The organism is Aestuariivirga sp. (genome assembly GCF_965227715.1).
Lineage (GTDB): Bacteria > Pseudomonadota > Alphaproteobacteria > Rhizobiales > Aestuariivirgaceae > Aestuariivirga.
This window is the reverse complement of the sequence record NZ_OZ245771.1, coordinates 3,922,531-3,943,716: the sequence shown is the minus strand read 5'-3', so window position 1 is coordinate 3,943,716 and position 21,186 is coordinate 3,922,531. Positions and strand designations below refer to the sequence as shown.

Below are 21,186 nucleotides of genomic sequence, written 5' to 3'. Positions count from 1 at the left end.
GGCCGCCGCAGCTTCCGGGATGCATTGGCGTGGCGGACTTGCCTCACCCTGCTATCTCCTGTATACGCCCCGCCGAACCCGGAATTCGCCAGTCCCAGTGCGGGGCCGGTCCCGCCATTGAGAGAGTTTTCGCCATGAAGCAAGGCATCCATCCCGAGTACCACATGATCAACGTCGTCATGACCGACGGCTCCACCTTCCAGACCCGGACCACCTGGGGCAAGGAAGGCGACACGATGAACCTGGACATCGACCCCAAGTCCCACCCGGCCTGGACCGGCGGCCAGCAGACCCTGCTGGATCGGGGCGGCCGCGTCTCCAAGTTCAACCAGAAGTTCGGCTTCCTCAATAAGTAATTCGTTTGCCGCTGCGGCGGATGGAAAAGCCCGGCCGGAAGGCCGGGCTTTTTGTTGTGCGGGATGGGCTGACTGCCCCACATTGCCACGATGAATCGACGGCATGGATGTCCGTTACATCTTCTCCAACTCGTCGATCATGCCGGAGATCACCGACAAGCCCTTGTCCCAGAACTTAGGGTCGGACGCATCCAGGCCGAAGGGCTGGAGGAGGTCCGAGTGGTGCTTGGTGCCGCCGGCTTTCAGCATCTCGAAATACTTGTCCTGAAAGCCCTGCTCGCTTTCGCGGTAGCGGGCATAGAGCGAATTCACCAGGCAATCGCCAAAGGCATAGGCGTAGACATAGAAGGGTGAATGGATGAAGTGCGGGATGTAGGTCCAGAAGGTTTCATAGCCTTCGCCGAATGCAATGCCGTCGCCCAGGCTCTCGCGCTGCACATCCATCCAGATGGCATTGATCTGCTCGGGCGTCAGCTCACCCTCCTTTCGCGCCTCGTGCACCTTGCGCTCGAAGGTGTAGAACGCGATCTGACGGACGACGGTGTTGATCATGTCCTCCACCTTGGAGGCCAAGAGCACCTTGCGCTTCTTCGCATCCGTGGTTTTGGCGAGGAGTGCCTGGAAGGTCAGCATCTCGCCGAAGACGCTGGCGGTTTCGGCAAGCGTCAGTGGTGTCGAGGCCATGAGCGCGCCCTGCTTGGCCGCCAGCACCTGGTGAACGCCGTGGCCCAGCTCATGGGCCAGCGTCATCACATCGCGGGTCTTGCCCAGGTAATTCAGCAGCACGTAAGGATGCGCCGATGGAACCGTCGGATGGGCGAAGGCGCCCGGCGCCTTGCCCGGCCGCGAGGGCGCGTCGATCCAGCGCTTCTCGAAAAAGTCCCGCGCGATATCCGCCATCTGCGGTGCAAATGATCCGTAGGCGGACAAAACCATCTCCTTCGCCTCGGCCCATGGAACTTCGCGGGTGTCCTCCGCGGGGAGCGGCGCATTGCGGTCCCAGTGCATGAGCTGATCCTTGCCCAGCCATTTGGCCTTCATGCGGTAATAGCGGTGCGAGATCTGCGCATAGTTCTTGCGCACGGATTCGACGAGTGCGGCGACGACCTCCGGCTCCACCCGGTTGGACAGATGCCGCGCCTCGGCAATGTCCTTGAAACCGCGCCAACGGTCTGAGATGTCCTTGTCCTTGGCGAGCGTATTGGTGATGAGGGTGAACAGCTTGATGTTCTCGCCGAAGGTCTTGGCCAGCGCCAGCGCCCCTGCCTTGCGCTTGGCCTCATCCGGGCTCTGCATCAGGTTCAGCGTGGGTTCAAGCGAAAGCATCTCGCCATCGACCTCGAAGCGGAGCGACGCCATGGTCTGGTCGAACAGCCGGTTGAACGCGGCAGAGGACGTCTGCGATTTTTCCAGAAAAAGCTCTTCCAGCTTGTCATCGAGCTGATAGGGCTTCTCCATCCGCAAATTGTCGATCCACGGCCGGTAATGTGCGAGCGCTGGCACCTTCATTGCCTCCGCGAGTGCGGCATCATCAATGCGGTTCAGTTCCAGTTCGAAGAACAGAAGCAGCGTGGAAATGTCGGTGAGCTTGGCGGAGGTATCGCCATAGAACTTGCCGCGCTGTGAATCGGTCGTGTCACCCACATAATAGAGCTGGGCATAGGACCCGGTGCGGCCCAGCACATCGGAAAGCGCCTCATAATCCTTCAGCGCCTCTGCCAGACCTTCGCCACTCAGGCCCGCGAGCTTGCCACGGTATGTCTCCGCAAAGGCCCGGGCCATCTCCTCGCCCTTCTTCATGTCGGCGGCGAAGGCCGGGGAATCCGGTGCGGGGTAAAGGTCGGCAAGGTTCCACTCGGGAAGCGTTCCAAGGGTCTCGGCGGCTGCAACGGTCATGTCTCGTCCTTCCGTGAAATCTGAGGCTGATATGGCCCACCGGAGGTGGTTCGGCAACGGGGGGCCCAGAGCATGATCCGCAAAAGTGGAATCCACTTTTACGGATCATGCTCAAGCTTTTGACCTAGCGCAGCGCCCTGAGCGCATTGAGGATCACCGACACGTCAATCACCTCCTGCAGGATCGCGCCATCCACCACCGAGAGATAGCCGAAAGCCGCGGCCAGCATGGCGGTGAAGGACATGCCCAGCCCCGCCACCACGCTTTGCAGCGCAATGGCACGGGCACGCCGGGCCGCCTGGAGCCCTTCAGCCAGCCGCGTCAGGTCATCGACCAGCAGCACGGCATCGGCTGATTCCGTCGCCGCTGCTGAACCCGTTACCCCCATGGAGATGCCGACATCGGCGACTGCGAGGGCCGGCGCATCGTTCACGCCATCGCCCACCATGAGCGTGATGCCGGTCTTGCGCTCCGCCAGGATGACGGCAACCTTCTGTTCCGGCCGCAGATCTCCTTTGAGCAGGTCCAGCCCCAGCCCCCCGCCAATACGGTCCACCACGGCCTGTGAGTCGCCCGAAGCGAGCACAATGCGCGCGATCCCTGCCTGGCGGAGCCGTTCCAGCGCCAGCGGCGTTTCGGCGCGCACGCTGTCTGCCAGCAGCAGGTGCCCGGCAAGCTGGCCCGAAATGGCGAGCGCCACCACCGCCGTGCCGGGCTGCTGCCCAGGCCGCGGCAGGCTGGATTGCCCAAGCTGGCGCACCACGAAATCATGCCCGCCCACTATCACGTCCTGGCCTTCGACCTGGCCCGAAAGCCCCTCCCCCGCCGTTTCATGCACATTCTCCGGATGGGACAGCAAAAGCCCGCGCGCCTGTGCCGCAGCGACGATCGAGCCCGCGATCACATGTGCCGAAGCCTGCTCGAGTGAGGCCGCAAACCGCAACACCTCGTCAGCAGACCAGGACCCCGCGGGGATGATCCCCTCAAGCTCCGCGCGGCCGCGTGTCAGCGTGCCGGTCTTGTCGATGACGAGATTTTTTGCCCGCGCCATGGTTTCGAGAACCGGCCCCCCCTTCATCAGAACGCCGCGCCGCGCCGCCTTTCCCATGCCGGAGATGATCGCAACCGGCACCGCCAGGATCAGCGGACATGGCGTGGCGGAGACGAGGACTGCGAGCATGCGGATGTGATCTCCCGTCAGCAGGAAGGTGCCGCCGGCAAGTGCCAGCGTGACGGCGAGGAAGACGATGGCATAGCGGTCCGCGAGCCGCGCCATTGGCGCCTTCTCGGCCTGTGCCGCCTGTACCATGCGCACGATGCCGGCATAGCTGCTTTCGGCAGCGGGGCGCAGCGCCACCATTTCGAACGCTGCATCCACCGAGCGCGCGCCACTTTGAACGTCCTGGCCTTCCCGGCACTGGATGGGAAGCGATTCTCCCGTGAGCGCCGCCATGTCCAGCAGCGCCATCCCATGGGCCACGCGGCCATCCACCGGAACAATATCGCCCTGGCGGATCAGCAGCCGGTCCCTGGCGACAATGGCGTCAATCGCCACCTCTTCAAGCTGGCCATCCAGGTAGCGGAGTGCGGTCTTGGGCGCCCGCGCCAGGAGGGCCCGCATATCCGCGCGGGCACGGTTTGCCGCATAATCTTCGAGCAACTCTCCGCTGGCATACATCAGCGCGACGACGGCGGCGGCGAGCGTCTCGCCAAAGAGGAGAGCCGCCGAGATCGATACGGCCGCGACAATATCGAGCCCCACTTCGCGATGGATCAGCGACGTTATGATCTCGCGCAGGAGAGAGAGAAGGAGGATTGCCGCCGCACCACCCCAGATCCAGGCCTGCCATTCGCCAAGGCCCGCCAGGGGCGCAACAAAACCGGCGGCAAGGCCCAGCACGGCAAGGACGAACAGCGCGATGCGGATGAAATTCAAGTTCACACCTCCCAGTTGTGAACCAAGCTGAAATACCCCGGGGTATCCTTGACCAGGATCAAAAATCTCATGGAAACAATCGTTTGTGACTGTCCCCAAATGTGGCTCGTCATTAACAGCGCCTTTACCCTTCACTGTCACCTTAAGGCCAAGGAAGAGGCGAGTCGCTCGTTTCCGGATGCCAGTCCGGAGGCCGCCCTTCCCCCCGAATGGCAGGTTTCAGGAAGTTTTTAGACGCATGGCTGTCCGCGTTCTCATTGTCGAAGACGATCCGGCACAACGCAGAGTTCTCGAGGAAATGATCCGGCGCTTCGGCTGTGATCCGATGCCGGTCGACGGGGGGCAACGCGCCCTCGATGTGCTGAAAAGCCATTCCGGCGGCACGATTGAACTGATCATCCTCGATCTCAACATGCCCGGCATGGATGGTCTTGAGTTCCTTGACCGGTTGCAGTCCATCCGCGGCGACTTGCCGGTGATCGTGCAGACGGCGCAGGGCTCGATCGAAACCGTCATCAAGGCGATGCGGGCCGGGGCCGATGATTTCGTGGTGAAGCCCATCAGCCCGGAACGCCTCAAGATCTCCGTGCAGAACCTGCTGAAAGTGAATGCCCTCACCGAAGAGGTGAAGCGGCTCAACAAAAAGGTTGGCGGCGCACTCAGCTTTACCGATCTCATCGCCTCCTCCCCCGCCATGGCCAATGTGCTGCGCCTCGGCCGGCGCGGCGCGCAATCCACCATCCCCGTGCTGATCGAAGGCGAATCTGGTGTGGGCAAGGAAATGATTGCGCGTGCGATCCAGGGTGAAAGCGACCGGGCGGGAAAGCCGTTCGTCGCCGTCAATTGCGGTGCCATCCCTGAGAATCTCGTCGAATCGATCCTGTTCGGGCACGAAAAAGGCGCCTTCACCGGCGCCACCTCCCGGCACCCTGGCAAATTCCAGGAGGCCGATGGCGGCACCCTGTTCCTGGACGAGGTGGCGGAGCTGCCGCTCGACATTCAGGTGAAGCTGCTTCGCGCCATTCAGGAAGGCGAGATCGACCCCGTGGGCGCCCGCAAGCCCGTGAAGGTCAATATCCGCCTGATTTCCGCCACCAACCGCAACATGATCGAAATGGTGAAGGCCGGACAGTTCCGCGAAGACCTCTATTACCGGTTGAACGTCTTCCCGATCATGGTGCCGCCCCTGCGCGACCGCAAGGAAGACATTCCTGCGCTCGTGGAGCATTTCATCACCCGGCTCGCCGCCGAAGAAGGCCGCAAAGTGCGCGGCATTGCGCCTGAGACGCTGGAACTTCTGCGCGGCTACGCCTGGCCCGGCAATGTGCGCCAGCTCGAGAACACCGTGTTCCGCGCCATGGTGCTGTGTGAGGGCGACCGGCTGGACATTCAGGATTTCCCGCAGATCGCCTCCCTCGTTGATGGCTACGAAATCAAGATTCCTCCCGCCCCACAGCTGGCGCCGAAACCGGCACTGCCACAGGGCATTGCGGCGATTGCCGGCGGAGCGCCCTTGCCGCGCAAAGGCGGGCCTGCCGTGTCTGACGGCATTGCCTATGGCATTCCGGCAGTGACCGAAGGTGGACATATCCGGAAGCTCGAAGATGTGGAAGCTGACATGATCCGGCTTGCGCTGGCGCGCTACCAGGGGCAGATGTCGGAGGTTGCCCGCAAGCTGGGCATCGGCCGGTCCACATTGTACCGGCGCATGAAGGACCTTGGCCTTGAAGAGGCAGCGGGCTAGTTTGCAATTGAACGTGATTTGACATTCCGCAGGGGCGGCGGTGTCTAAGGTGCCGGGGCAAGGGCCGCGCAGGTGAGTGTATGAAGAAGTTTGTAATGGCGGGTACCGCGGTATGTCTGGCCGCGCTCATGATAAGCAGCGGGGCGCAAGCGGACGCACAGGCGAAGGCGCGCCGTCCCGGTTTTCTTGAGCAGCTGTTCGGCTCATCCTCCTCCGCGCAGAAGAAAACTGAAAGGCGGCGCAGCCTGTTCGGCTCGAATGAAGATGAGGTTGGCGTCCGCAAGGCCAGCTCCAAGTCCCGCCAGCCCGTCGCCGATGCAGACCCCGAGGGAGACCCGGGCCTTGGCATGGGAAATCTCACCTATGTGCCGCCGAAGCTCGTGCCTTTGTCCGGCATCAAGCTGACCGGCACGCGGCCTGAAGATCAGGCGAGCGCTGCGGTCTATGACCAGCTTTCCGGCAGCGGCCCTGCCCTGCACGTGCTGCCCGCGGCGCGCGAGGCGCTGGTCGCGCAATATGCCGCGCAGAATTACCGCCCCTTCTGGTTCACCAATGGAAAGCTGAGCGAGCGCGGCGCCGCAGTGCTGAAGCTGCTCGCTGCCGCGGGTACCGAAGGGCTCGAGCCGCAGACTTATCTGCCGGGTGGTCTTTCCGCCTTCGATGCGCCAGTCCCCGCCGATGACCCTGCCGCCATGGCGCGCTTCGACATCGACCTGACGGGCGCTGCCCTGCGCTATGCGCGCGACGCCTCGGGCGGGCAGTTCGACCCTGCCCTGCTGTCGCGCTATCACGATGTTTCGCCGCCCTGGGTGCCGGCGGCGCAGGCTGTGAAGATGCTGGCGCTGTCGCCCTTCGCGGCTGAATATCTGAAGAGCCTCAATCCCACACATCCGGCCTATGCCGCGATGAAGTCCACGCTTGCCGAACTTCGCGCGGCAGATGGCAAGCCCGCGCTGAACCCCGTGGCCGATGGCAAGATCGTCAAGAAGGGCGAAGCGGACGAGCGTATTCCTGCGGTCCGCAGCCGCCTCGATCAGCTGGGCTATGACGTGGCCGCATCCGAGCCCGTCGATCCTGACCTGCTGGACGCCGAGCTTTCCGTGCAGCTTCGCCTGTTCCAGAAGGCAGCGGGCATCAAGGTGACGGGCGCCCTGGGGCCGCAGACCGTTGCTGCGCTCAACACCGATGGCACCAGGCGGAGCATTGACAAGCTTCTCGACAATATGGAGCGCGTGCGCTGGCTGCCGAGCAATCTGGGCGGCCGCTATGTCTTCGTCAATCAGCCCGCCTATCAGGCGCAGGTGATCCGGAACGGCAAACCGGAATGGACAACGCGCGTCATCGTCGGAAAGCCCGATACGCAGACGCCGGTGTTCAACGACGAAATGGAATTCGTGGTGTTCAACCCGTCCTGGGGCGTACCGCCGTCGATCATCGCCAATGAATATCTGCCCAAGCTCCGGCGTGACCCCGCCTATCTGGACAAGCTGGGCTTCAAGGTGGTGACGCAGCAGGGCAAGGTCGTTCCCTCACGATCGATCCGCTGGTCGAGCTATGGCCGGAAGATTCCCTATGGCATCCAGCAACCGCCGGGCGCCAAGAATGCGCTGGGGGAGCTGAAATTCCTCTTCCCCAACACCCATAACATCTACATGCATGACACGCCGTTCCGCGAACTCTTCGAAAGGGACGTGCGGGCTTTCAGCCATGGCTGCGTGCGTGTGCAGAACCCGCAGGAGTTTGCGTCCGTGGTGCTTGGCTGGTCGCCGGAGCAGATTGCGGACAAGGTTGCCTCGCCCGAAAGCGAGACGGTTCGACTGAAGCAGAAGCTTCCTGTGCACATCGCTTATTTCACAGCCTGGCCAGATGAAACGGGCAAAATTGACTATTTCAGCGACATCTACGGGCGCGACAAGGCACTGGAAACGGCACGCTCCGCCACGCTCGTGGCCCAGCGCTGAAGTGCTCCCTGCCGCAGCGGCCCCTGCGACCAGAGGTAGCCGCCACAATTTCTGGTCGTTAAAGGCTTGTTAAACATACCCATTTACCTTTCCTGCAATGCCGCCTCATGGTGGCCTCATTCTTGTTCGAAACGCGAATTCAGTGTAAGCCAATACCCGGGGATGGGGGTTGGCAGGCTGGACAGGCACCAGAGGAACCGGAAAACCGGTTTGTAAGTGGGGTAAGGGTTTGGACTGCAGGGAAGCCGGACATCGCAACGTGATTCAGCGCTGGAAGAAAATAGCCGCTACCACATTCATTGCGGCCGCGCTCGGCGCGGGCGTATTCTTCAATTTGAATGAACCCGCCCATTCCGGCGGCGAAACGCGCACGGTGTCGCTCTATCACATCCACACCAAGGAAAGCCTCACCATCACCTACATGAAGGACGGCAAGTACATTCCGTCCGCCATGAAGAAGATCAACTATCTGATGCGTGACTGGCGGCGGAACGAGGTTATCACCATTTCGCCGAAGACCATCGACCTGATGTGGGAACTTCACGCGGACCTCGGGTCCAAGGCGCCGATCCACATCGTCTGCGGCTATCGTTCCCCCAAGACAAACGCCTTCCTGAAGAAGGTCGGCCGCAACGTGGCGCGCAAGAGCCAGCACATGGTGGGCCACGCCATCGACCTCTATTTCCCGGACGTTCCCACGATCAAGATCCGCAATTCCGCGCTGGTGCGCGAGGTGGGTGGCGTGGGTTACTACAGCTCCGGCGCAGGCCCCTCGGGCTTCCTTCACATCGATTCGGGCCGTGTCCGCCATTGGGGCCCCGCCATCAGCTCCACGCAGATGGCCATGATCATGCGTGACTACCGCCGCACCGTAGGCGCCCGCCTCAACAAGAAGGGCATGAAGGCCGTTCCGGAAGTGGAACTGGCCGCCGCCGATGCGACAGCCTCGAAGCTCCCCTCCCAGCAGGATGTGGATGATGAGGGTGACGGCGAGGACTTGGCGAGCGCCAAGAGCAAGAAGAAGATTCCGCTGGACACAGACTACAGCAGCGACAACCAGGAACTTGCGGGCATGAGCGAGGACGCCTCGGCTGCCCCGACCAAGCCCAAGGCCAAACCCGCCGGTGAGACCGAGGACATGGCCGATGCCTCAGAAGGCGTTTCCCAGGGATACCCGGTTCCGAAGCCGCGGCCGAAGCCCATCGAAGTGCTGATGATGGCCGCCGTGAACATGAAGATCGAGCCCGCCTCGGCACCCCCTCCGGACCCGACGGCCCAGATGAAACCTTCACCGGTTGATGGCAATTCCGTGGGCGTCGTCGTTGCCGCCGGCACCATGGCAGAGCCCGAGTCGCTGGAATCCAACGCCGCGGCCAAGACCAGCCTCACCGATGAGATCGAGAACGGCGATGCCAAGGGCATCCCGACGATCCGCACCATTACTGCTTCGGCCTCTGGCGATGACCTGTTCTGGTGGCCGCAGCAGCTGGTGTTCGACAGCGCCAAGGCCGTCCGCCGTGACGGTGCACCCCAGCAATTCGGCGACTCCGGTGTTGCGAGCCTGCTTCCCGGCGTGAGCGATGCTCAGGCGGAACCACCGCCGCCGCAGATGCCGCGCCTCGCCGTCGCCGAGATGGCCCAGGCCCCCGCCTCGGGCAAGGGTGACATGCTGGTCGTCAACCGCGCCGGCAAGGGCAGCCTGCTCAGCGCCGAAGCCCTGAACCAGATGAAGCTAGGCCAGGCTGACGCCACGCAGTAAGGGGTGCGGGCCGACATCAAGAATCATCACACCCGGGCTGGTCCCGGGTGTTTTCGTTTGGTGCGGCGGAAACATGCCCCGGCCGTGCCGTGGCATGGCTGAAAAGAGAACTGCGGCTTAGTCCTTAAGCCGCCTCTTCTGCCTCGCCAGGAATCATGCCGAGTGCGGCGAGGTAGACATCGAGCATGGACTGCTCTTCCTCGCGCTCGGCGGCCTCCTTTTTGCGCAGGCTGATCACCTTGCGGAGGATCTTGGTATCGAAGCCATTGGCTTTCGCTTCGGCATAGACTTCCTTGATGTCGCCGGCGATCACCTTCTTCTCCTCCTCGAGGCGCTCGATACGCTCCACGATGGATTTGAGCTGGCCATGGGCGAAGCTGGTCTTAGATGCTGTCATGTACTGGTGCTCCCCGCTGTCAGTGCTTGTGCGACTGGGCGAAATTCGTTTTCTGCGCGTCCGTGGCGGGGGCCTGGTGCCTGGCCTTCCACTCTTCATAGGGCATGCCATAGACCATGCTGCGCGCCTCATCGCGCGTGACGGGCACGCCCCTGGCCTTTGCTGCGTCTTCGAACCAGTTCGAGAGGCAGTTGCGGCAAAAACCCGCGAGGTTCATGAGGTCGATGTTCTGGACATCCGTGCGTGCGCGCAAATGTTCCAGCAGGCGGCGGAAGGCCGCTGCCTCAAGCTCTGTCCTGGTCTGTTCGTCAATGGTCATGGTCTCAAAACCCCTTAACGTCCGGGCCGGTCACCGGAGGTCATACATAATCGGTTCGATCACCTTCGCCACCCGCTCCACCCAGTCATCCACACCTGTTTTGGTGGCGATGAGGTCCTGCCGCACCTCGATCAGGGCATGGGGACGGCCGGCGCTGGTGCCGTGGGTGTTCAGCGTATCGCCTTCAAGCGCCCCGTGATAGGGCTCATTGTCCCCCACCACAAGATCACCCTGCGCCAGGAAACCGGCGATCATGGCCCGCGCCGTGGCCTCATCCTTGTCCCACAGAATGCCCACATGCCAGGGCCTGGGCCAGCCGCGCCAGACAGGCGTGAAAGAGTGGATCGACACCAACAGCGGCACGAGCCCCTTTGCGTGAACAGCCGAAATCGTTTCAGCAATCGCGCGGTGATAGGGCGCATGAAACTGCGCGATGCGGCGCGCGCGTTCGGCTTCGTCCACACTGCAGTTTCCCGGAACCGCCGCACCATCCGAAATCCGCATGATAAGCGTTGGATCATCCAGCCCGCGATTTGGATCGATCAACAGGCGCGAAAAGCAGGACAGCACGGCATGGGCCTGAAGCCGCCCGGCGACGCCCAAGGTCAGCGCCCGCGCCCCGATATCATAGGCAATGTGACGTGCGAATTGTTCCGGCGGCAGGCCAAGCGCACCGTAAGCCGCGGGAAGCGACGCCGAGGCGTGATCGCAAAGCAGAATGAGGCGCTGGGCATTTCCACCCTGCACCGTTTCATAGGCGTCCTGGACCTGATCGATATTCATGCTGCGGCATATAGGTGACGGCGTTTCCGCCGTCACCGGATTATGCCAGGAATTTGCCGTTGCACGCTTGCGTCAATCAAGGGTTGACGCGGATCGGAAAAGTGAGAGAAGGATGATCAAACGTGATCAGCCCGGAGTCGGCCGAATGAAGCGGAACATCGCCCTGATAGCTGGCACGCTCATTCTGATGGGAGTGCTGGTGCTCCCCGCCCGTGCCGAATTGAAGCTGTGCAACAGCACCAATGGCCAGGTGGGGCTGGCCGTGGGTTACAAGAATGAACAGGGTTGGTTCAGCGAAGGTTGGTGGACCGTGGAAGCCGGCAAATGCGCGGCCCTGGTCAAGGGAGACCTGATTGCTCGCTACTATTACATCTATGCCGTGGACCTCAAGGACCATGGCGTGTGGGGTGGCACATCGGTGCTGTGCATCGACAAGAAGGCCTTCACCATCAGCGGCTACAACAATTGCGAGGGCCGGGGCTTCGTTAAGAAAGGCTTCTATGAGGTCGATACCGGCGATCAGGCGGACCATACCGTCAAATTGACCGAAGACTCGAAGACGTCCGCCAACTGATCGATGGCGTCCTGTGGCGTTCAGCGCTACGATTTTGAGTGCCCCCAAAGGTCCAATCTTTGTCATGGACTGGCCATAAAGATGAGGCTAATCCCTCACTTACAAAGCTACGCCGTTCAATCCGGAGGGTAAAACTGCCTTCCCCCGTTGACGCGGACCGGGCAGATTTGGAATGTAATGACAGATTCGCGATCCAATTCCGGAGGCGGCAGAATGCTTCGCAAAATGGCGCTGGTGGCAGGCGCACTCATGCTCACTGGCTTCATGTCACTTCCGGCGCATGCGGACCTCAAGCTCTGCAACAAGACCGAAAGCCGCGTCGGCGTTGCGCTGGGCTACAAGGACAAGGACGGCTGGGCCACCGAAGGCTGGTGGACGGTCGCGCCGCAGAAATGCGTTCCCCTGCTGAAGGGTGACCTGATCGCGCGCTACTACTACATCTTCGCCGTGGATTATGACAAGGGCGGCTCCTGGGGCGGCAAGTCCGTCATGTGCACGAGAGACAAGGTGTTTACGATTCGCGGCATAGAAGACTGTGAAGGCCGCGGCTACACCAAGACCAACTTCTTCGAAGTCGACACCGGCGAGGAGAAGGACTGGACCGTCTCGCTGTCGGGCGAAAAGACCACACAAGGACAGTAATGCGCCGAAACCGCAATGTGAAGATCGTGGCGACGCTGGGGCCAGCATCGTCATCCCCCGAGATGCTGGAGAAGCTCTTCCTCGCAGGCGTCGACGTTTTCCGCATCAACATGAGCCACACCCAGCATGACCTGCTGCGGCAGCTTCACCGCGACATTCGTGCGCTCGAAGCAAAGCTCAAGCGCCCGATCGGCATTCTCGCCGATCTGCAGGGTCCGAAAATCCGCATCGGCACCTTCAAGGACAAGGAAGCGAAGATCGCCCCGGACGATATCTTCATCTTCGATACGGACAAGACGCCGGGTGATGCGACCCGCGTTCACCTGCCCCACCCCGAAATCTTCGCCTCGGCACAGGTGGGTGACAATCTGCTGCTGAATGACGGCCGCCTGCGCGTCGAAATCCTGAAAGCGGAGCCCACGCGGCTGACGACGCGGGTGATTTTCGGCGGCACGATCTCGGACCGAAAGGGCGTGAACCTGCCGGATACGGTCATTCCCATTCCGGCCCTCACCGAAAAGGACCGCGCCGATCTTGAGGCCGCGGCATCGGCAGGCGTCGACTGGATCGCGCTGTCCTTTGTGCAGCGCGCCGATGACGTGGCCGAAGCACGGAAGCTGATCGCAGGCCGCGCCGGTGTGATGGCCAAGATCGAGAAACCCGCCGCACTCACCGTGCTGGACGAGATCCTGGATATTGCCGATGGGCTGATGGTGGCCCGCGGCGACTTGGGCGTCGAACTGCCGCTTGAAAGCGTGCCGGGAAAGCAGAAGCAGATCACCCGTGCGGCGCGCCGCGTGGGCAAGCCTGTGATCGTCGCCACGCAGATGCTCGAATCCATGATCGTCGAGCCCGTGCCGACGCGCGCGGAGGTCTCCGACGTGGCGACCGCCGTTTATGAAGGTGCGGACGCCATCATGCTCTCGGCAGAAAGCGCCACCGGCGCATGGCCTGACAAGGCGGTGGCCACCATGGACCGGATCGCCCGCGCCGTTGAACGCGATTCGCTCTACCGCGGCATCATCACCGCCCAGCGCACCGAACCGCAGGCGACGAGTGCCGATGCGATTTCGAGTGCGGCACGTTCAATTTCGGAGACGCTGAAGCTCTCCGCCATCGTCTGCTATACGGGCTCGGGCTCGACCGGGCTTCGCATGTCACGCGAGCGGCCAGACACGCCCGTGATCGCGCTAACGCCCATCCCCGCCACGGCGCGGCGCCTGGCGCTGGCCTGGGGCCTCCACTGCGTGCTGACCGAAGACGCCCATGACCTTGATGACATGGTGACGAGAGCCAGCCGCATCGCCTGCGAAGAGGGGTTTGCCAGCCAGGGACAGCGCATCATCGTCACCGCCGGCCTGCCGCTCGGCACACCCGGCGCCACGAACATGCTGCGCATCGCCTACGTCTGACTTAAAAGGTCGCCCAGGAAGCGGGCGGCCTAGATCCCCTGCTCCAGCCGGTCGAGTTCCTTCACGGCCGCCTTCACCTGTTCAAGGTTGGGGTTGACGGCAAGCGCCTCCTCATAGGCGGTGCGGGCGGCGGAATATTTCTTCTCGCGTTCGAAGATCATGCCCTTGCCGGCAAGCGCCCCGAAGTGGCGGGGCTCTAGGCTCAGCACCTGATCGATATCCTTCAGTGCCGCATCATAGCGCTTCATCATGAAATAGAGCGTGGCGCGCTTGTTCCAAGCTTCGGCATAATCGGGATAGGCCCCGATCAGCCTGTTGAGGATCGACATGGCCTCCGCCGGTGCGCCAGCCTCGATCGCCCGCTGGCCCTGCTGCAGGAGAACCTCAGCCGTCGGCGAATCGGAGGCGCTCCACAATTGCCAGATCCGCTCTTCGACAGGCCCGCTCTGGACACCCTGTTGGTGCAGGCGGCCGAACAGAATGTCGAGTTGCTCCGCCCGGGCCTCCGCAGGCTTCACGGGCTTTTCCGGGGTGGCAGCCTGGCCCGGAAGGGATGGTGCAGCACCGGGCGCTGGCGCGTCCTCCGCAAGGGCGGCGGAAGACAGGGTGGCAAGGGTGGCGATGACCATGAGGATGCGCATGGAAATCAGTCTACACCCGCCATCATGGCAACAAAAAGAGCGCCGTGAACGGCATCCCGTTCACGGCGTTCACAATTCTGCGAAGAGCCTGATATCAGCCCTGGCGCGCCTTGAAGCGCGGATTGGTCTTGTTGATGATGTAGATACGGCCCTTCCGGCGCACCATGCGATTGTCGCGGTGGCGCTTCAGCAAGGACTTGAGAGAGTTACGGACTTTCATGGACTTCACCTGACATTTCAGGCAGAAGGAGCGTGTAACCCCGGGCCGCCTGTTGAACACTGGCGGTTCCTTAGCGGGGCGCCTCCTAGCTGTCAACCAATCCGCCTTTCCAGCCCATGCCCATCACCGACAATTCACTCGAACTCTGGATAACCCTCGGGCTGCTGGTGGCAAGCGTCGCCATCATTGGCTTCATGTCCTGGCTGGAGCACCGGCCGCGCAACACACTAACGCCCCGGCTGATTCCGACAACGCCGGTGATCATCGTTTTCGCGTTCGTGGCCCTTCTGGCGGCCGTTCACCTCGTCAACCTCTTCGGCATCCATACCGGCCGCAGCTGACATGCTTCCCCCCAGCCAGACGCTTTATTTCGAGGATCTCGCCCTCGGCATGACCGAGACCTATGTAAAGGAGGTGAAATCCTCCGACGTCGTGGGTTTTGCCGAGATCTCGGGAGACCGGAACCCCATTCACCTGTCCGAGCATTTCGCCGCGCGAACCCCTTTTGGCGGCCGCATCGCCCATGGTCTTTATACCGCAAGCCTGATCTCCGCCGTGATCGGCACCAGGCTGCCGGGGCCCGGTGCCGTCTATCTGTCCCAAACGCTGAACTTCAAGGCGCCGGTGCGGATCGGAGACCATGTTGAAGCCTCAGTCGAGGTGGTTGAGCTGGTCGAGAAGGGACGCCGCGTGAAGCTCGCCTGCCGCTGCAAGGTCGGGGGAACGCTGGTGCTCGAAGGCGAGGCGCTGGTGAAAGTGCCGGGAAAGCCCGAAGGCTATTGAACTCCTGAAGCCGCCCCACTAGCCTCCGCCCCAGAAGTCTTGGGAGGACTCGAGAATGCTGCGCAACTTCGACAACCGCCTCAACGCGGACGTGATCCGCTGTCTCCGGGCCATGGGCCATGGCGATGACCTGGTGATCTGTGACACCAATTTTCCCGCCGATTCGGTGGCCCGCCACACGGTGACGGGCGAACTGCTGCGCATGGACAATCTGTCGGCGGCGGAGGCGATTGACGCCATCCTCTCCGTCATGCCGCTCGACAGCTTTGTGGATGCACCGGCCGAGCGCATGGAGATCGTCGGCAAGCCCGGCGAAGTTCCGCCCGTGCAGGCCGAGGTTCAAGCCGTGATCGACAGCCGGGAAGGCCGCTCCTGGCCCATGGGCCAGGTGGAGCGCTTCGCCTTCTACGAGAAGGCGCGCGATGCCTATGCCGTGATCGTGACGGGGGAAACCCGCTTCTACGGCTGCTTCATCCTCAAGAAGGGCGTGATCCCGCCCGAGGGCTGAGCCCATGTCACAGCGGGGCATCGCCATTCTCGGCATCTTCGTGGCCGATCTCGCCTTCCGCGCCGGCCGCCAGCCGGTGATGGGGGAAACCCTCATGGGCTCGGGCTTCAAGATGGGCCCCGGCGGCAAGGGTTCGAACCAGGCCGTGGCCGCAGCGCGCGCAGGCGCTGACGTGCACTTCATCACCCGGCTGGGCCAGGACGCTTTCGGCGACATCGCCCGCGCGACCTGGGCTGCCGAAGGCATCACGGCACATGCCGCGCTTGCAGCGGAAGAGCCGACGGGCGCCGCCTATATCTTCGTCAGCGACGAAACGGGTGAGAACGCCATCATCGTTGTGCCGGGTGCTGCGGGATCTTTGAGCGCGGCAGATGTGGAGGGGGCACGCGCCGCCATTGAAGGTGCGAAGGTCTTCGTAACCCAACTCGAGCAGCCCCTCGCCGCGGCGAGGTCGGGCCTCGAGATTGCCAGGGCAGCGGGCTGCATCACGCTGTTCAACCCTGCCCCCGCGGCACTGGTTCCGGACGACATTTTTTCCTTGTGCGACTATGTGATCCCGAATGAAACCGAGGCTGCGGCCCTTACGGGCCTTCCCGTGGGAACCGAGGGTGAGGCCCGGGCGGCAGGGGACGTACTGCTGAAGAAGGGCGCGCGGACCGCCCTTATCACGCTTGGCGCGCGTGGGGCGCTGCTCCATGAGCGCGGCAGCTCCGTGATGATCCCGGCCTTCAATGCCGGCAGGGTGGTGGAGACGGCGGGTGCGGGTGACAGCTTCGTCGGCGCCTTTGCCGCGGGCCTGGCGGAAGGCATGGCACCTGCAGATGCTGCATGCTTCGGCTCCGCCGCGGCTGGCATTTCGGTGACCCGTCCCGGCACGGCACCGGCCATGCCCACGAGGTCCGAAATTCAGGCACTGCTCAACGCCTGTTGAGAGCCGCCACTGCCTTGCTTACGATCTCCCGTTCGCCCGCATCGAACCTCAGGCTGGCCGTGGGGTGATGGGTTTGCATGCGGTCCGCAGCCGTATCGCAGCGCGTGAGGTAGGCCGCGGCATCGGATGAAGCGGGCAGAAGCCGCTGCGTGCCGCAGAGCGATTCCAGGTGACCCACGAGATAGCCCGCATCCGCGAAGGCATCTTGCGCCGCAAGCTTCGCGCGCGCCGGGGCGGAACCATGCCGGGGTGAAAAGCGCAGCTCTGACAACGCGGCGTGAAGGAGCTTTGGCGATAGGTCCCGAAGCTCCTGCAGCAGTTCCTCGAGCGGCGTGTCCTCGGCGTCGACCCCATGCTTCAGCGCCTGATGGCGTGCAAGACCTGCCAGGTAGCCTGCGATGAAGGAGAGATAGGCAGAATCGCCTCCCCCCTTCCATTGTGCATCGAGCGTGGAGAGCGCCGTGCGGGCCGCCTTGCGCAGCACAGCGCCGGCATGGTCCTGCCCCTCCTCGCGCGGAACCACGGCCACCTGCACGCGCGGCTTCCGGCGGTTCATGTTGATGTCTCTCCAGCCCATGGACTGCTTCTAGCAAGAAGCGGGCGTTCAAGCCGAAACAAAAAGGGCGGGACATTTCGCCCCGCCCTTCTCCGCAATCGGGTGGCCTCAATCGCCCTTCGGCAGCGTCATTTTGCCGACGAGCTGCGGGTATTTGTTGGTGATCTCTTCGATCTTGCCGGACTTGGCAATGGCGGTTATCGCGGCGTTGAGCTTTTCCTTCAGCGCCGTATCATCCTTGCGAATACCGCCGCCCACACCCTCACCATAAATGCCGGGATCGTCCTTGGGCTTCTCGATCATGCCCTTCATTTCACAGCAGTCCTTGCCCTGCTGCGTATCGAGATATTCAAAGAGCGCCGAGCTGTTGGCCAGAACGTAATCGAGGCGGCCGGCGGCCAGATCATTGTTGGCTTCGTCCTGGGTGGAATAGGTCTTGAGCTCAACACCCTTCGGCACCAGGTATTTGCTGGCATAGCGCTCATGCCCTGTCGAGACCTGGACACCCAGCGTCTTGCCCTTGAGGTGATCCGGCGAAATGTCCTTGTCGCCATCCTTCGGTCCGATCAAGGCCGGCGGCGTATCGTAATACATCTCGGAGAAGTCGATCGTCTCCTTGCGCTTTTCGGTTATGAGCATCGAGGACCAGATCACATCGATCTGCTTCGAGGTGAGAGCGGGGATGATGCCATCCCAGGCCACTTCGACGAGCTGGCACTTCTCTTTCATCTCGGCGCAGACCGCATCCATCATGTCGATCTCCCAGCCGACCCATTTGCCGGAGGCATCCTTTGAGGAGAACGGCGGATAGGGTTCAGCCGCCACGCCAAACTTGAGATCGGCCATCGCCGGTGCGGATGTGGCGAGGAGTGCTGCAAAGGCTGCTCCAAGGGTAAGCCGTCGTGTCCAGTTCATGATATTCCTCCCGGATTGTTATGTGCGCGTACGGCGGCAAGATGGTCCCTGGGGCAGTCCGGCCGTCTGAACGCAAGCCTGCATGAATAGAAATGTTTGAGCAAGACTTACGGGAGCGGACAGGCCCGGCCCAAAAACCGGATTGACCCATCCGCCGCGAGAGGCATAGGTTCAGCATATTGCGGCGGCAGGGATTGGCCCAGCCCCCGCGCATTGCAGGTGGACTCTCGCAATTGACGGCTCCAGCCCTTCTCCTCCTGCTCTGCGCTTTCCAGGTGAAGCATTTCCTCGGCGACTTTGTGCTCCAGAACGAGTTCATCCTGAAAAACCGGCGCGTTTGGGGCCATCCGGGCGGCATGTTGCATGTGCTGATACACGCTGTGCTGACGCTGCCTATCCTGATTGTTGCCGGGGTGGCCGTTCCGCTTCTCTTCGCCATCGTCCTTGTAGAGGCGCTGTTTCACTACCACGTGGATTGGCTCAAGGACCTCTGGGTCCACCGCATGGGGTGGAGCCCGTCAGACAAGCAGTTCTGGTGGCTGACCGGCGCCGATCAGGCCGTGCACCAGCTGTCCTATCTGGCTATCGCTGCGCTGCTCGCGGGCTGAGGGGCGGCCTCTGGGGCCTTTCGCCCGCGCCTGCATTCCACATCACGGGCGCACCCTGGGCCCAGGACAGCCATGCCTCAAACTTGGCACGGCACTCGGCCTGCGCTTTCGCCAGCGTATCAGCCTCGCCCGCGGCGGGCTGCAGCGCGGGAGGAAGAAAGGGGCCGGTCAGCGACCAGCACCAGCGGTCACCATGCGGATAGAGCCTGAGCGAGATGGAACCCGCAACGAGATCTCGCACGCGCGCCGCGAAGGCGCCCGGCCCCGTTGCATGGAACTGGAGGACATGGCCGTCCAGCGTCCTGGTGTCGACATATGCAAGCATGCCTCCTCCTGTGTGCTGGAGACAACCAAGTAAGCGCAGTTAATCACTAACTTTCCGTTCACGGCCTTAGGCTGTTGTGTCCACACGGAACTGCAAATAATCGCCCTGATTGTATTGCAGGTGTTTTATGTCCTTGGCGATGCGCGCGAGAAGCCTGATGGACAGATTGTTCGTATCATCCGCCGCGTGCATTTGCGGAAGGTCTGAGACGAGCATTTCGATGTTGCGCTCGCTGGGGCCCGTGACCATTTCAACCTCCGCCTCGCCGCCTGCATCCTTCAATCGCACGGCAAGCTTACCCTGGGCTCCCTTGGCGCCCTGCTCACGCTCCTCACAGAGAAAGATCACGGCCTCTTCGATGGCCAGCATCAGCCGGTCTTCGGCAGCATTGTCCCAGCCCAGGCGCGTTGCGAAGCGTCCCACCGTTTCGCGCAGGCTGATCACGGCGCGCGGGCTGAGCGGAACCGAAATCCTGTCCTGCTTTCCGCGCCGCCAGGTGAGGATCAGCATCAGCACCATGGCCGTGACGCCTCCCACTGTCGTGCCATTGGAAAAGATCGTCTGCATCCAGGGTGGCATGATTTCGTTCATTAGGCCGCCCGACTGGGCGCTGAGACCGATCCAAAAGCTGAGGCAGACGGCGATGCCCACTTCGAAGCCCAGCCCCTCCTCCGTCACCAGCCGGATGCCATGGCCGAAAATGATGACAACGAGCATCAGGATGTAAGCGCCCACCACCTGCGACGGGATCGCCGCCACTGCCGCACCGATCTTCGGCGAGAAGGCGAGCAGGATGAGGAACAGCCCGCCCCATACGCCAACACGGCGGGACGCGATGCCGGTGATCTCCGAGATTGCCAGCGAGGTTGAGAACACGGTGTTGGGCACCGTGCCCAGCAGCGCCGCAAAGATGCTGCCCGCGCCATCTGCATTGATCGCACCCTGCACAGAGCGGAAATCGATGGGCCGCATCTTCCGATGCGACATGCGCTGGGCGGAAATGCCATCGGCATAGGTTTCCATGCAGCCTACGAGACTAAGCAGGAAGAACGCCGGCAGAAGGCTCCAGAAGGCGGCGCCGAAATGAAGGTCCACACCCGGCCAGCTGCGCGCCGGCAATCCAACCCATGGTGCAGCCAGGACCTTGGTGGCATCGAGATGCCCGAACCATGCCGCCAGCGCCACCCCGATGCCAACGCCGATCAGCGGCGCCCACAGGCGCAGCATGCCCTTGGCGAACAGCAGGATTACCGTGATCGTCGCCAGCGTGACCAGAAACACGGAGCCATGTGCCGCCGAGAGCCCGGTGCCCGGAAGCGGCTTCGACAGCATTTTCCAGATCACGGGGCCCACGCTCAAAGCCATCAGCATCAGCACGGTGCCGCCAACAGCTGGCGTCAGAATGCTGCGCAGCAGCGGCAGCCAGCGGGTGAAGGCGAACGTGGCCAGCGCGCCCACAGCGCCGAGCGTGGCGAGAAGCGGAATGCCGCCCATGCCGATTGCATTGACGGACACGCCGACGAAGGCCACGTTGGAGCCCACGAACAGAACATAGCCGCTGCCGATGGGGCCTTTGCGGATGATCTGGAGCAGCGTTGAAACGCCTGCAGCAACAAGAGCTGCAAACACCATCCAGGACGTATCGGCCTCACCCAGACCTGCACCGCGCGCGATGACCAGCGGCGTCAGCATGATGCCTGCAAGAATTAGAACGACAGTCTGTGCCGCCATGGCCGCGGCCAGCCCATGCGGCGCTTTCTCGTCTGGCTCAAAATGGATAATATGACCCGACGATTGTTCCTGCTCAGCTGCCATGTGACCCCCATCCCCTGCCGGGGAATACTGCCATTGCGCGCAGCGCTTCGCCACAGAAGACATCAGCTTGATAGGAATGAAATCTGCAGATCAAGCAACGCAAAG

23 protein-coding genes are annotated in these 21,186 nt (G+C 62.5%); 12 read left to right on the top strand and 11 right to left on the bottom strand.

Translation table 11 applies throughout. The features are described 5' to 3' along the window. Positions 1-134 precede the first annotated feature (134 nt). Entirely contained in the window at positions 135-356 is a 222-nt protein-coding gene (gene rpmE, locus ACO06F_RS18675; protein WP_421694235.1) for a 50S ribosomal protein L31, read from the top strand. A 114-nt stretch (positions 357-470) separates the two neighbouring features. On the opposite strand, the gene ACO06F_RS18670 is transcribed toward rpmE, so the two are convergent. Together ACO06F_RS18670 and ACO06F_RS18665 are read right to left on the bottom strand one after the other, a co-directional pair. Further along, positions 471-2,252, bottom strand: coding sequence for a M3 family oligoendopeptidase (locus tag ACO06F_RS18670; protein ID WP_421694234.1), 1,782 nt, complete (start codon positions 2,250-2,252; stop codon positions 471-473). 124 nt (positions 2,253-2,376) lie between these two features. Next, positions 2,377-4,194 (bottom strand): heavy metal translocating P-type ATPase, encoded by a 1,818-nt coding sequence (locus ACO06F_RS18665; protein WP_421694233.1) that lies wholly within the window; start codon positions 4,192-4,194, stop codon positions 2,377-2,379. A 232-nt stretch (positions 4,195-4,426) separates the two neighbouring features. Here ACO06F_RS18665 and ACO06F_RS18660 point away from each other — a divergent pair, with 232 nt between their 5' ends. From ACO06F_RS18660 to ACO06F_RS18650, 3 genes are all read left to right on the top strand, one after another. Further along, positions 4,427-5,932 carry a sigma-54-dependent transcriptional regulator gene (locus ACO06F_RS18660; protein WP_421694232.1) on the top strand — a complete coding sequence of 502 codons (1,506 nt, stop codon included), beginning with the start codon at positions 4,427-4,429 and terminating at the stop codon, positions 5,930-5,932. Positions 5,933-6,060: 128 nt separating this feature from the next. Then, on the top strand, positions 6,061-7,893 hold the full coding sequence (locus tag ACO06F_RS18655) for a L,D-transpeptidase family protein (RefSeq protein ID WP_421694231.1): 1,833 nt from the start codon (positions 6,061-6,063) through the stop codon (positions 7,891-7,893). Between the two features lie 259 nt (positions 7,894-8,152). Further along, positions 8,153-9,652, top strand: coding sequence for a DUF882 domain-containing protein (locus ACO06F_RS18650; RefSeq protein ID WP_421694230.1), 1,500 nt, complete (start codon positions 8,153-8,155; stop codon positions 9,650-9,652). Between the two features lie 124 nt (positions 9,653-9,776). Here ACO06F_RS18650 and ACO06F_RS18645 read toward each other — a convergent pair whose 3' ends face one another. From ACO06F_RS18645 to ACO06F_RS18635, 3 genes are read right to left on the bottom strand one after another with little or no spacing between them, the layout of a single operon-like run. Further along, on the bottom strand, positions 9,777-10,049 hold the full coding sequence (locus tag ACO06F_RS18645; RefSeq protein WP_421694229.1) for a DUF2312 domain-containing protein: 273 nt from the start codon (positions 10,047-10,049) through the stop codon (positions 9,777-9,779). Positions 10,050-10,068: 19 nt separating this feature from the next. Continuing rightward, positions 10,069-10,368 carry a DUF1244 domain-containing protein gene (locus ACO06F_RS18640; protein ID WP_421694228.1) on the bottom strand — a complete coding sequence of 100 codons (300 nt, stop codon included), beginning with the start codon at positions 10,366-10,368 and terminating at the stop codon, positions 10,069-10,071. Between the two features lie 30 nt (positions 10,369-10,398). Continuing rightward, entirely contained in the window at positions 10,399-11,151 is a 753-nt protein-coding gene (locus ACO06F_RS18635) for an N-formylglutamate amidohydrolase (protein WP_421694227.1), read from the bottom strand. A 145-nt stretch (positions 11,152-11,296) separates the two neighbouring features. Between ACO06F_RS18635 and ACO06F_RS18630 the strand changes: the two genes are divergently transcribed. The 3 genes from ACO06F_RS18630 (at position 11,297) to pyk (ending at position 13,779) form a co-directional block, all read left to right on the top strand. Continuing rightward, the gene (locus ACO06F_RS18630) at positions 11,297-11,725 is read left to right on the top strand and encodes a DUF1036 domain-containing protein (RefSeq protein ID WP_421694226.1); all 429 of its coding nucleotides are present in this window, start codon (positions 11,297-11,299) and stop codon (positions 11,723-11,725) included. A gap of 213 nt (positions 11,726-11,938) precedes the next feature. After that, positions 11,939-12,367 (top strand): DUF1036 domain-containing protein, encoded by a 429-nt coding sequence (locus ACO06F_RS18625; RefSeq protein ID WP_421694225.1) that lies wholly within the window; start codon positions 11,939-11,941, stop codon positions 12,365-12,367. Next, positions 12,367-13,779, top strand: coding sequence for a pyruvate kinase (pyk, locus tag ACO06F_RS18620; protein ID WP_421694224.1), 1,413 nt, complete (start codon positions 12,367-12,369; stop codon positions 13,777-13,779). The genes ACO06F_RS18625 and pyk overlap by 1 nt, the downstream gene beginning before the upstream one ends. A gap of 29 nt (positions 13,780-13,808) precedes the next feature. Here pyk and ACO06F_RS18615 read toward each other — a convergent pair whose 3' ends face one another. Together ACO06F_RS18615 and ykgO are read right to left on the bottom strand one after the other, a co-directional pair. After that, complete coding sequence (locus tag ACO06F_RS18615) at positions 13,809-14,420, bottom strand: tetratricopeptide repeat protein (protein ID WP_421694223.1); 612 nt, start codon at positions 14,418-14,420, stop codon at positions 13,809-13,811. A gap of 94 nt (positions 14,421-14,514) precedes the next feature. Further along, positions 14,515-14,640 (bottom strand): type B 50S ribosomal protein L36, encoded by a 126-nt coding sequence (gene ykgO, locus ACO06F_RS18610; RefSeq protein ID WP_111195955.1) that lies wholly within the window; start codon positions 14,638-14,640, stop codon positions 14,515-14,517. Positions 14,641-14,756: 116 nt separating this feature from the next. Here ykgO and ACO06F_RS18605 point away from each other — a divergent pair, with 116 nt between their 5' ends. The 4 genes from ACO06F_RS18605 to ACO06F_RS18590 are packed head-to-tail and all read left to right on the top strand — an operon-like array spanning position 14,757 to position 16,862. Then, positions 14,757-14,981: a hypothetical protein gene (locus ACO06F_RS18605; RefSeq protein WP_421694222.1), complete on the top strand. Its 225-nt coding sequence runs from the start codon at positions 14,757-14,759 to the stop codon at positions 14,979-14,981. A 1-nt stretch (position 14,982) separates the two neighbouring features. Continuing rightward, positions 14,983-15,423, top strand: coding sequence for a MaoC family dehydratase (locus tag ACO06F_RS18600; protein ID WP_421694221.1), 441 nt, complete (start codon positions 14,983-14,985; stop codon positions 15,421-15,423). A gap of 55 nt (positions 15,424-15,478) precedes the next feature. Beyond that, positions 15,479-15,931, top strand: coding sequence for an RbsD/FucU family protein (locus tag ACO06F_RS18595; protein ID WP_421694220.1), 453 nt, complete (start codon positions 15,479-15,481; stop codon positions 15,929-15,931). 4 nt (positions 15,932-15,935) lie between these two features. After that, positions 15,936-16,862, top strand: a complete 927-nt coding sequence (locus ACO06F_RS18590; RefSeq protein WP_421694219.1) for a ribokinase — start codon at positions 15,936-15,938, stop codon at positions 16,860-16,862. On the opposite strand, the gene ACO06F_RS18585 is transcribed toward ACO06F_RS18590, so the two are convergent. Both ACO06F_RS18585 and ACO06F_RS18580 read right to left on the bottom strand, forming a co-directional pair. Next, complete coding sequence (locus ACO06F_RS18585; protein ID WP_421694218.1) at positions 16,849-17,418, bottom strand: hypothetical protein; 570 nt, start codon at positions 17,416-17,418, stop codon at positions 16,849-16,851. The genes ACO06F_RS18590 and ACO06F_RS18585 overlap by 14 nt on opposite strands. 108 nt (positions 17,419-17,526) lie before the next feature. Continuing rightward, positions 17,527-18,333: a transporter substrate-binding domain-containing protein gene (locus tag ACO06F_RS18580; protein ID WP_421694217.1), complete on the bottom strand. Its 807-nt coding sequence runs from the start codon at positions 18,331-18,333 to the stop codon at positions 17,527-17,529. Positions 18,334-18,527: 194 nt separating this feature from the next. On the opposite strand from ACO06F_RS18580, the gene ACO06F_RS18575 reads away from it, so the two are divergent. Continuing rightward, complete coding sequence (locus ACO06F_RS18575; protein WP_421694216.1) at positions 18,528-18,941, top strand: DUF3307 domain-containing protein; 414 nt, start codon at positions 18,528-18,530, stop codon at positions 18,939-18,941. On the opposite strand, the gene ACO06F_RS18570 is transcribed toward ACO06F_RS18575, so the two are convergent. Next, a complete protein-coding gene (locus tag ACO06F_RS18570) occupies positions 18,916-19,266 on the bottom strand; it encodes a hypothetical protein (protein ID WP_421694215.1) in 351 nt (116 codons plus the stop codon). The genes ACO06F_RS18575 and ACO06F_RS18570 overlap by 26 nt on opposite strands. A gap of 66 nt (positions 19,267-19,332) precedes the next feature. Beyond that, the gene (locus ACO06F_RS18565) at positions 19,333-21,081 is read right to left on the bottom strand and encodes a solute carrier family 23 protein (protein WP_421694214.1); all 1,749 of its coding nucleotides are present in this window, start codon (positions 21,079-21,081) and stop codon (positions 19,333-19,335) included. Between the last annotated feature and the right edge of the window lie 105 nt (positions 21,082-21,186).

Excerpts from the sequence above, each read along its gene's own strand:
- ACO06F_RS18595 (WP_421694220.1), top strand. The coding sequence starts at position 15,479 with ATGCTGCGCAACTTCGACAACCGCCTCAACGCGGACGTGATCCGCTGT.
- ACO06F_RS18630 (WP_421694226.1), top strand. The coding sequence starts at position 11,297 with ATGAAGCGGAACATCGCCCTGATAGCTGGCACGCTCATTCTGATGGGA.
- ACO06F_RS18565 (WP_421694214.1), bottom strand. The coding sequence starts at position 21,081 with ATGGCAGCTGAGCAGGAACAATCGTCGGGTCATATTATCCATTTTGAG.
- ACO06F_RS18600 (WP_421694221.1), top strand. The coding sequence starts at position 14,983 with ATGCTTCCCCCCAGCCAGACGCTTTATTTCGAGGATCTCGCCCTCGGC.
- ACO06F_RS18605 (WP_421694222.1), top strand. The coding sequence starts at position 14,757 with ATGCCCATCACCGACAATTCACTCGAACTCTGGATAACCCTCGGGCTG.
- ACO06F_RS18635 (WP_421694227.1), bottom strand. The coding sequence starts at position 11,151 with ATGAATATCGATCAGGTCCAGGACGCCTATGAAACGGTGCAGGGTGGA.
- ACO06F_RS18615 (WP_421694223.1), bottom strand. The coding sequence starts at position 14,420 with ATGCGCATCCTCATGGTCATCGCCACCCTTGCCACCCTGTCTTCCGCC.
- ACO06F_RS18625 (WP_421694225.1), top strand. The coding sequence starts at position 11,939 with ATGCTTCGCAAAATGGCGCTGGTGGCAGGCGCACTCATGCTCACTGGC.
- rpmE (WP_421694235.1), top strand. The coding sequence starts at position 135 with ATGAAGCAAGGCATCCATCCCGAGTACCACATGATCAACGTCGTCATG.
- ACO06F_RS18580 (WP_421694217.1), bottom strand. The coding sequence starts at position 18,333 with ATGAACTGGACACGACGGCTTACCCTTGGAGCAGCCTTTGCAGCACTC.
- ACO06F_RS18645 (WP_421694229.1), bottom strand. The coding sequence starts at position 10,049 with ATGACAGCATCTAAGACCAGCTTCGCCCATGGCCAGCTCAAATCCATC.
- ACO06F_RS18655 (WP_421694231.1), top strand. The coding sequence starts at position 6,061 with ATGATAAGCAGCGGGGCGCAAGCGGACGCACAGGCGAAGGCGCGCCGT.
- ykgO (WP_111195955.1), bottom strand. The coding sequence starts at position 14,640 with ATGAAAGTCCGTAACTCTCTCAAGTCCTTGCTGAAGCGCCACCGCGAC.
- ACO06F_RS18640 (WP_421694228.1), bottom strand. The coding sequence starts at position 10,368 with ATGACCATTGACGAACAGACCAGGACAGAGCTTGAGGCAGCGGCCTTC.
- pyk (WP_421694224.1), top strand. The coding sequence starts at position 12,367 with ATGCGCCGAAACCGCAATGTGAAGATCGTGGCGACGCTGGGGCCAGCA.
- ACO06F_RS18585 (WP_421694218.1), bottom strand. The coding sequence starts at position 17,418 with ATGAACCGCCGGAAGCCGCGCGTGCAGGTGGCCGTGGTTCCGCGCGAG.
- ACO06F_RS18590 (WP_421694219.1), top strand. The coding sequence starts at position 15,936 with ATGTCACAGCGGGGCATCGCCATTCTCGGCATCTTCGTGGCCGATCTC.
- ACO06F_RS18670 (WP_421694234.1), bottom strand. The coding sequence starts at position 2,252 with ATGACCGTTGCAGCCGCCGAGACCCTTGGAACGCTTCCCGAGTGGAAC.
- ACO06F_RS18570 (WP_421694215.1), bottom strand. The coding sequence starts at position 19,266 with ATGCTTGCATATGTCGACACCAGGACGCTGGACGGCCATGTCCTCCAG.
- ACO06F_RS18660 (WP_421694232.1), top strand. The coding sequence starts at position 4,427 with ATGGCTGTCCGCGTTCTCATTGTCGAAGACGATCCGGCACAACGCAGA.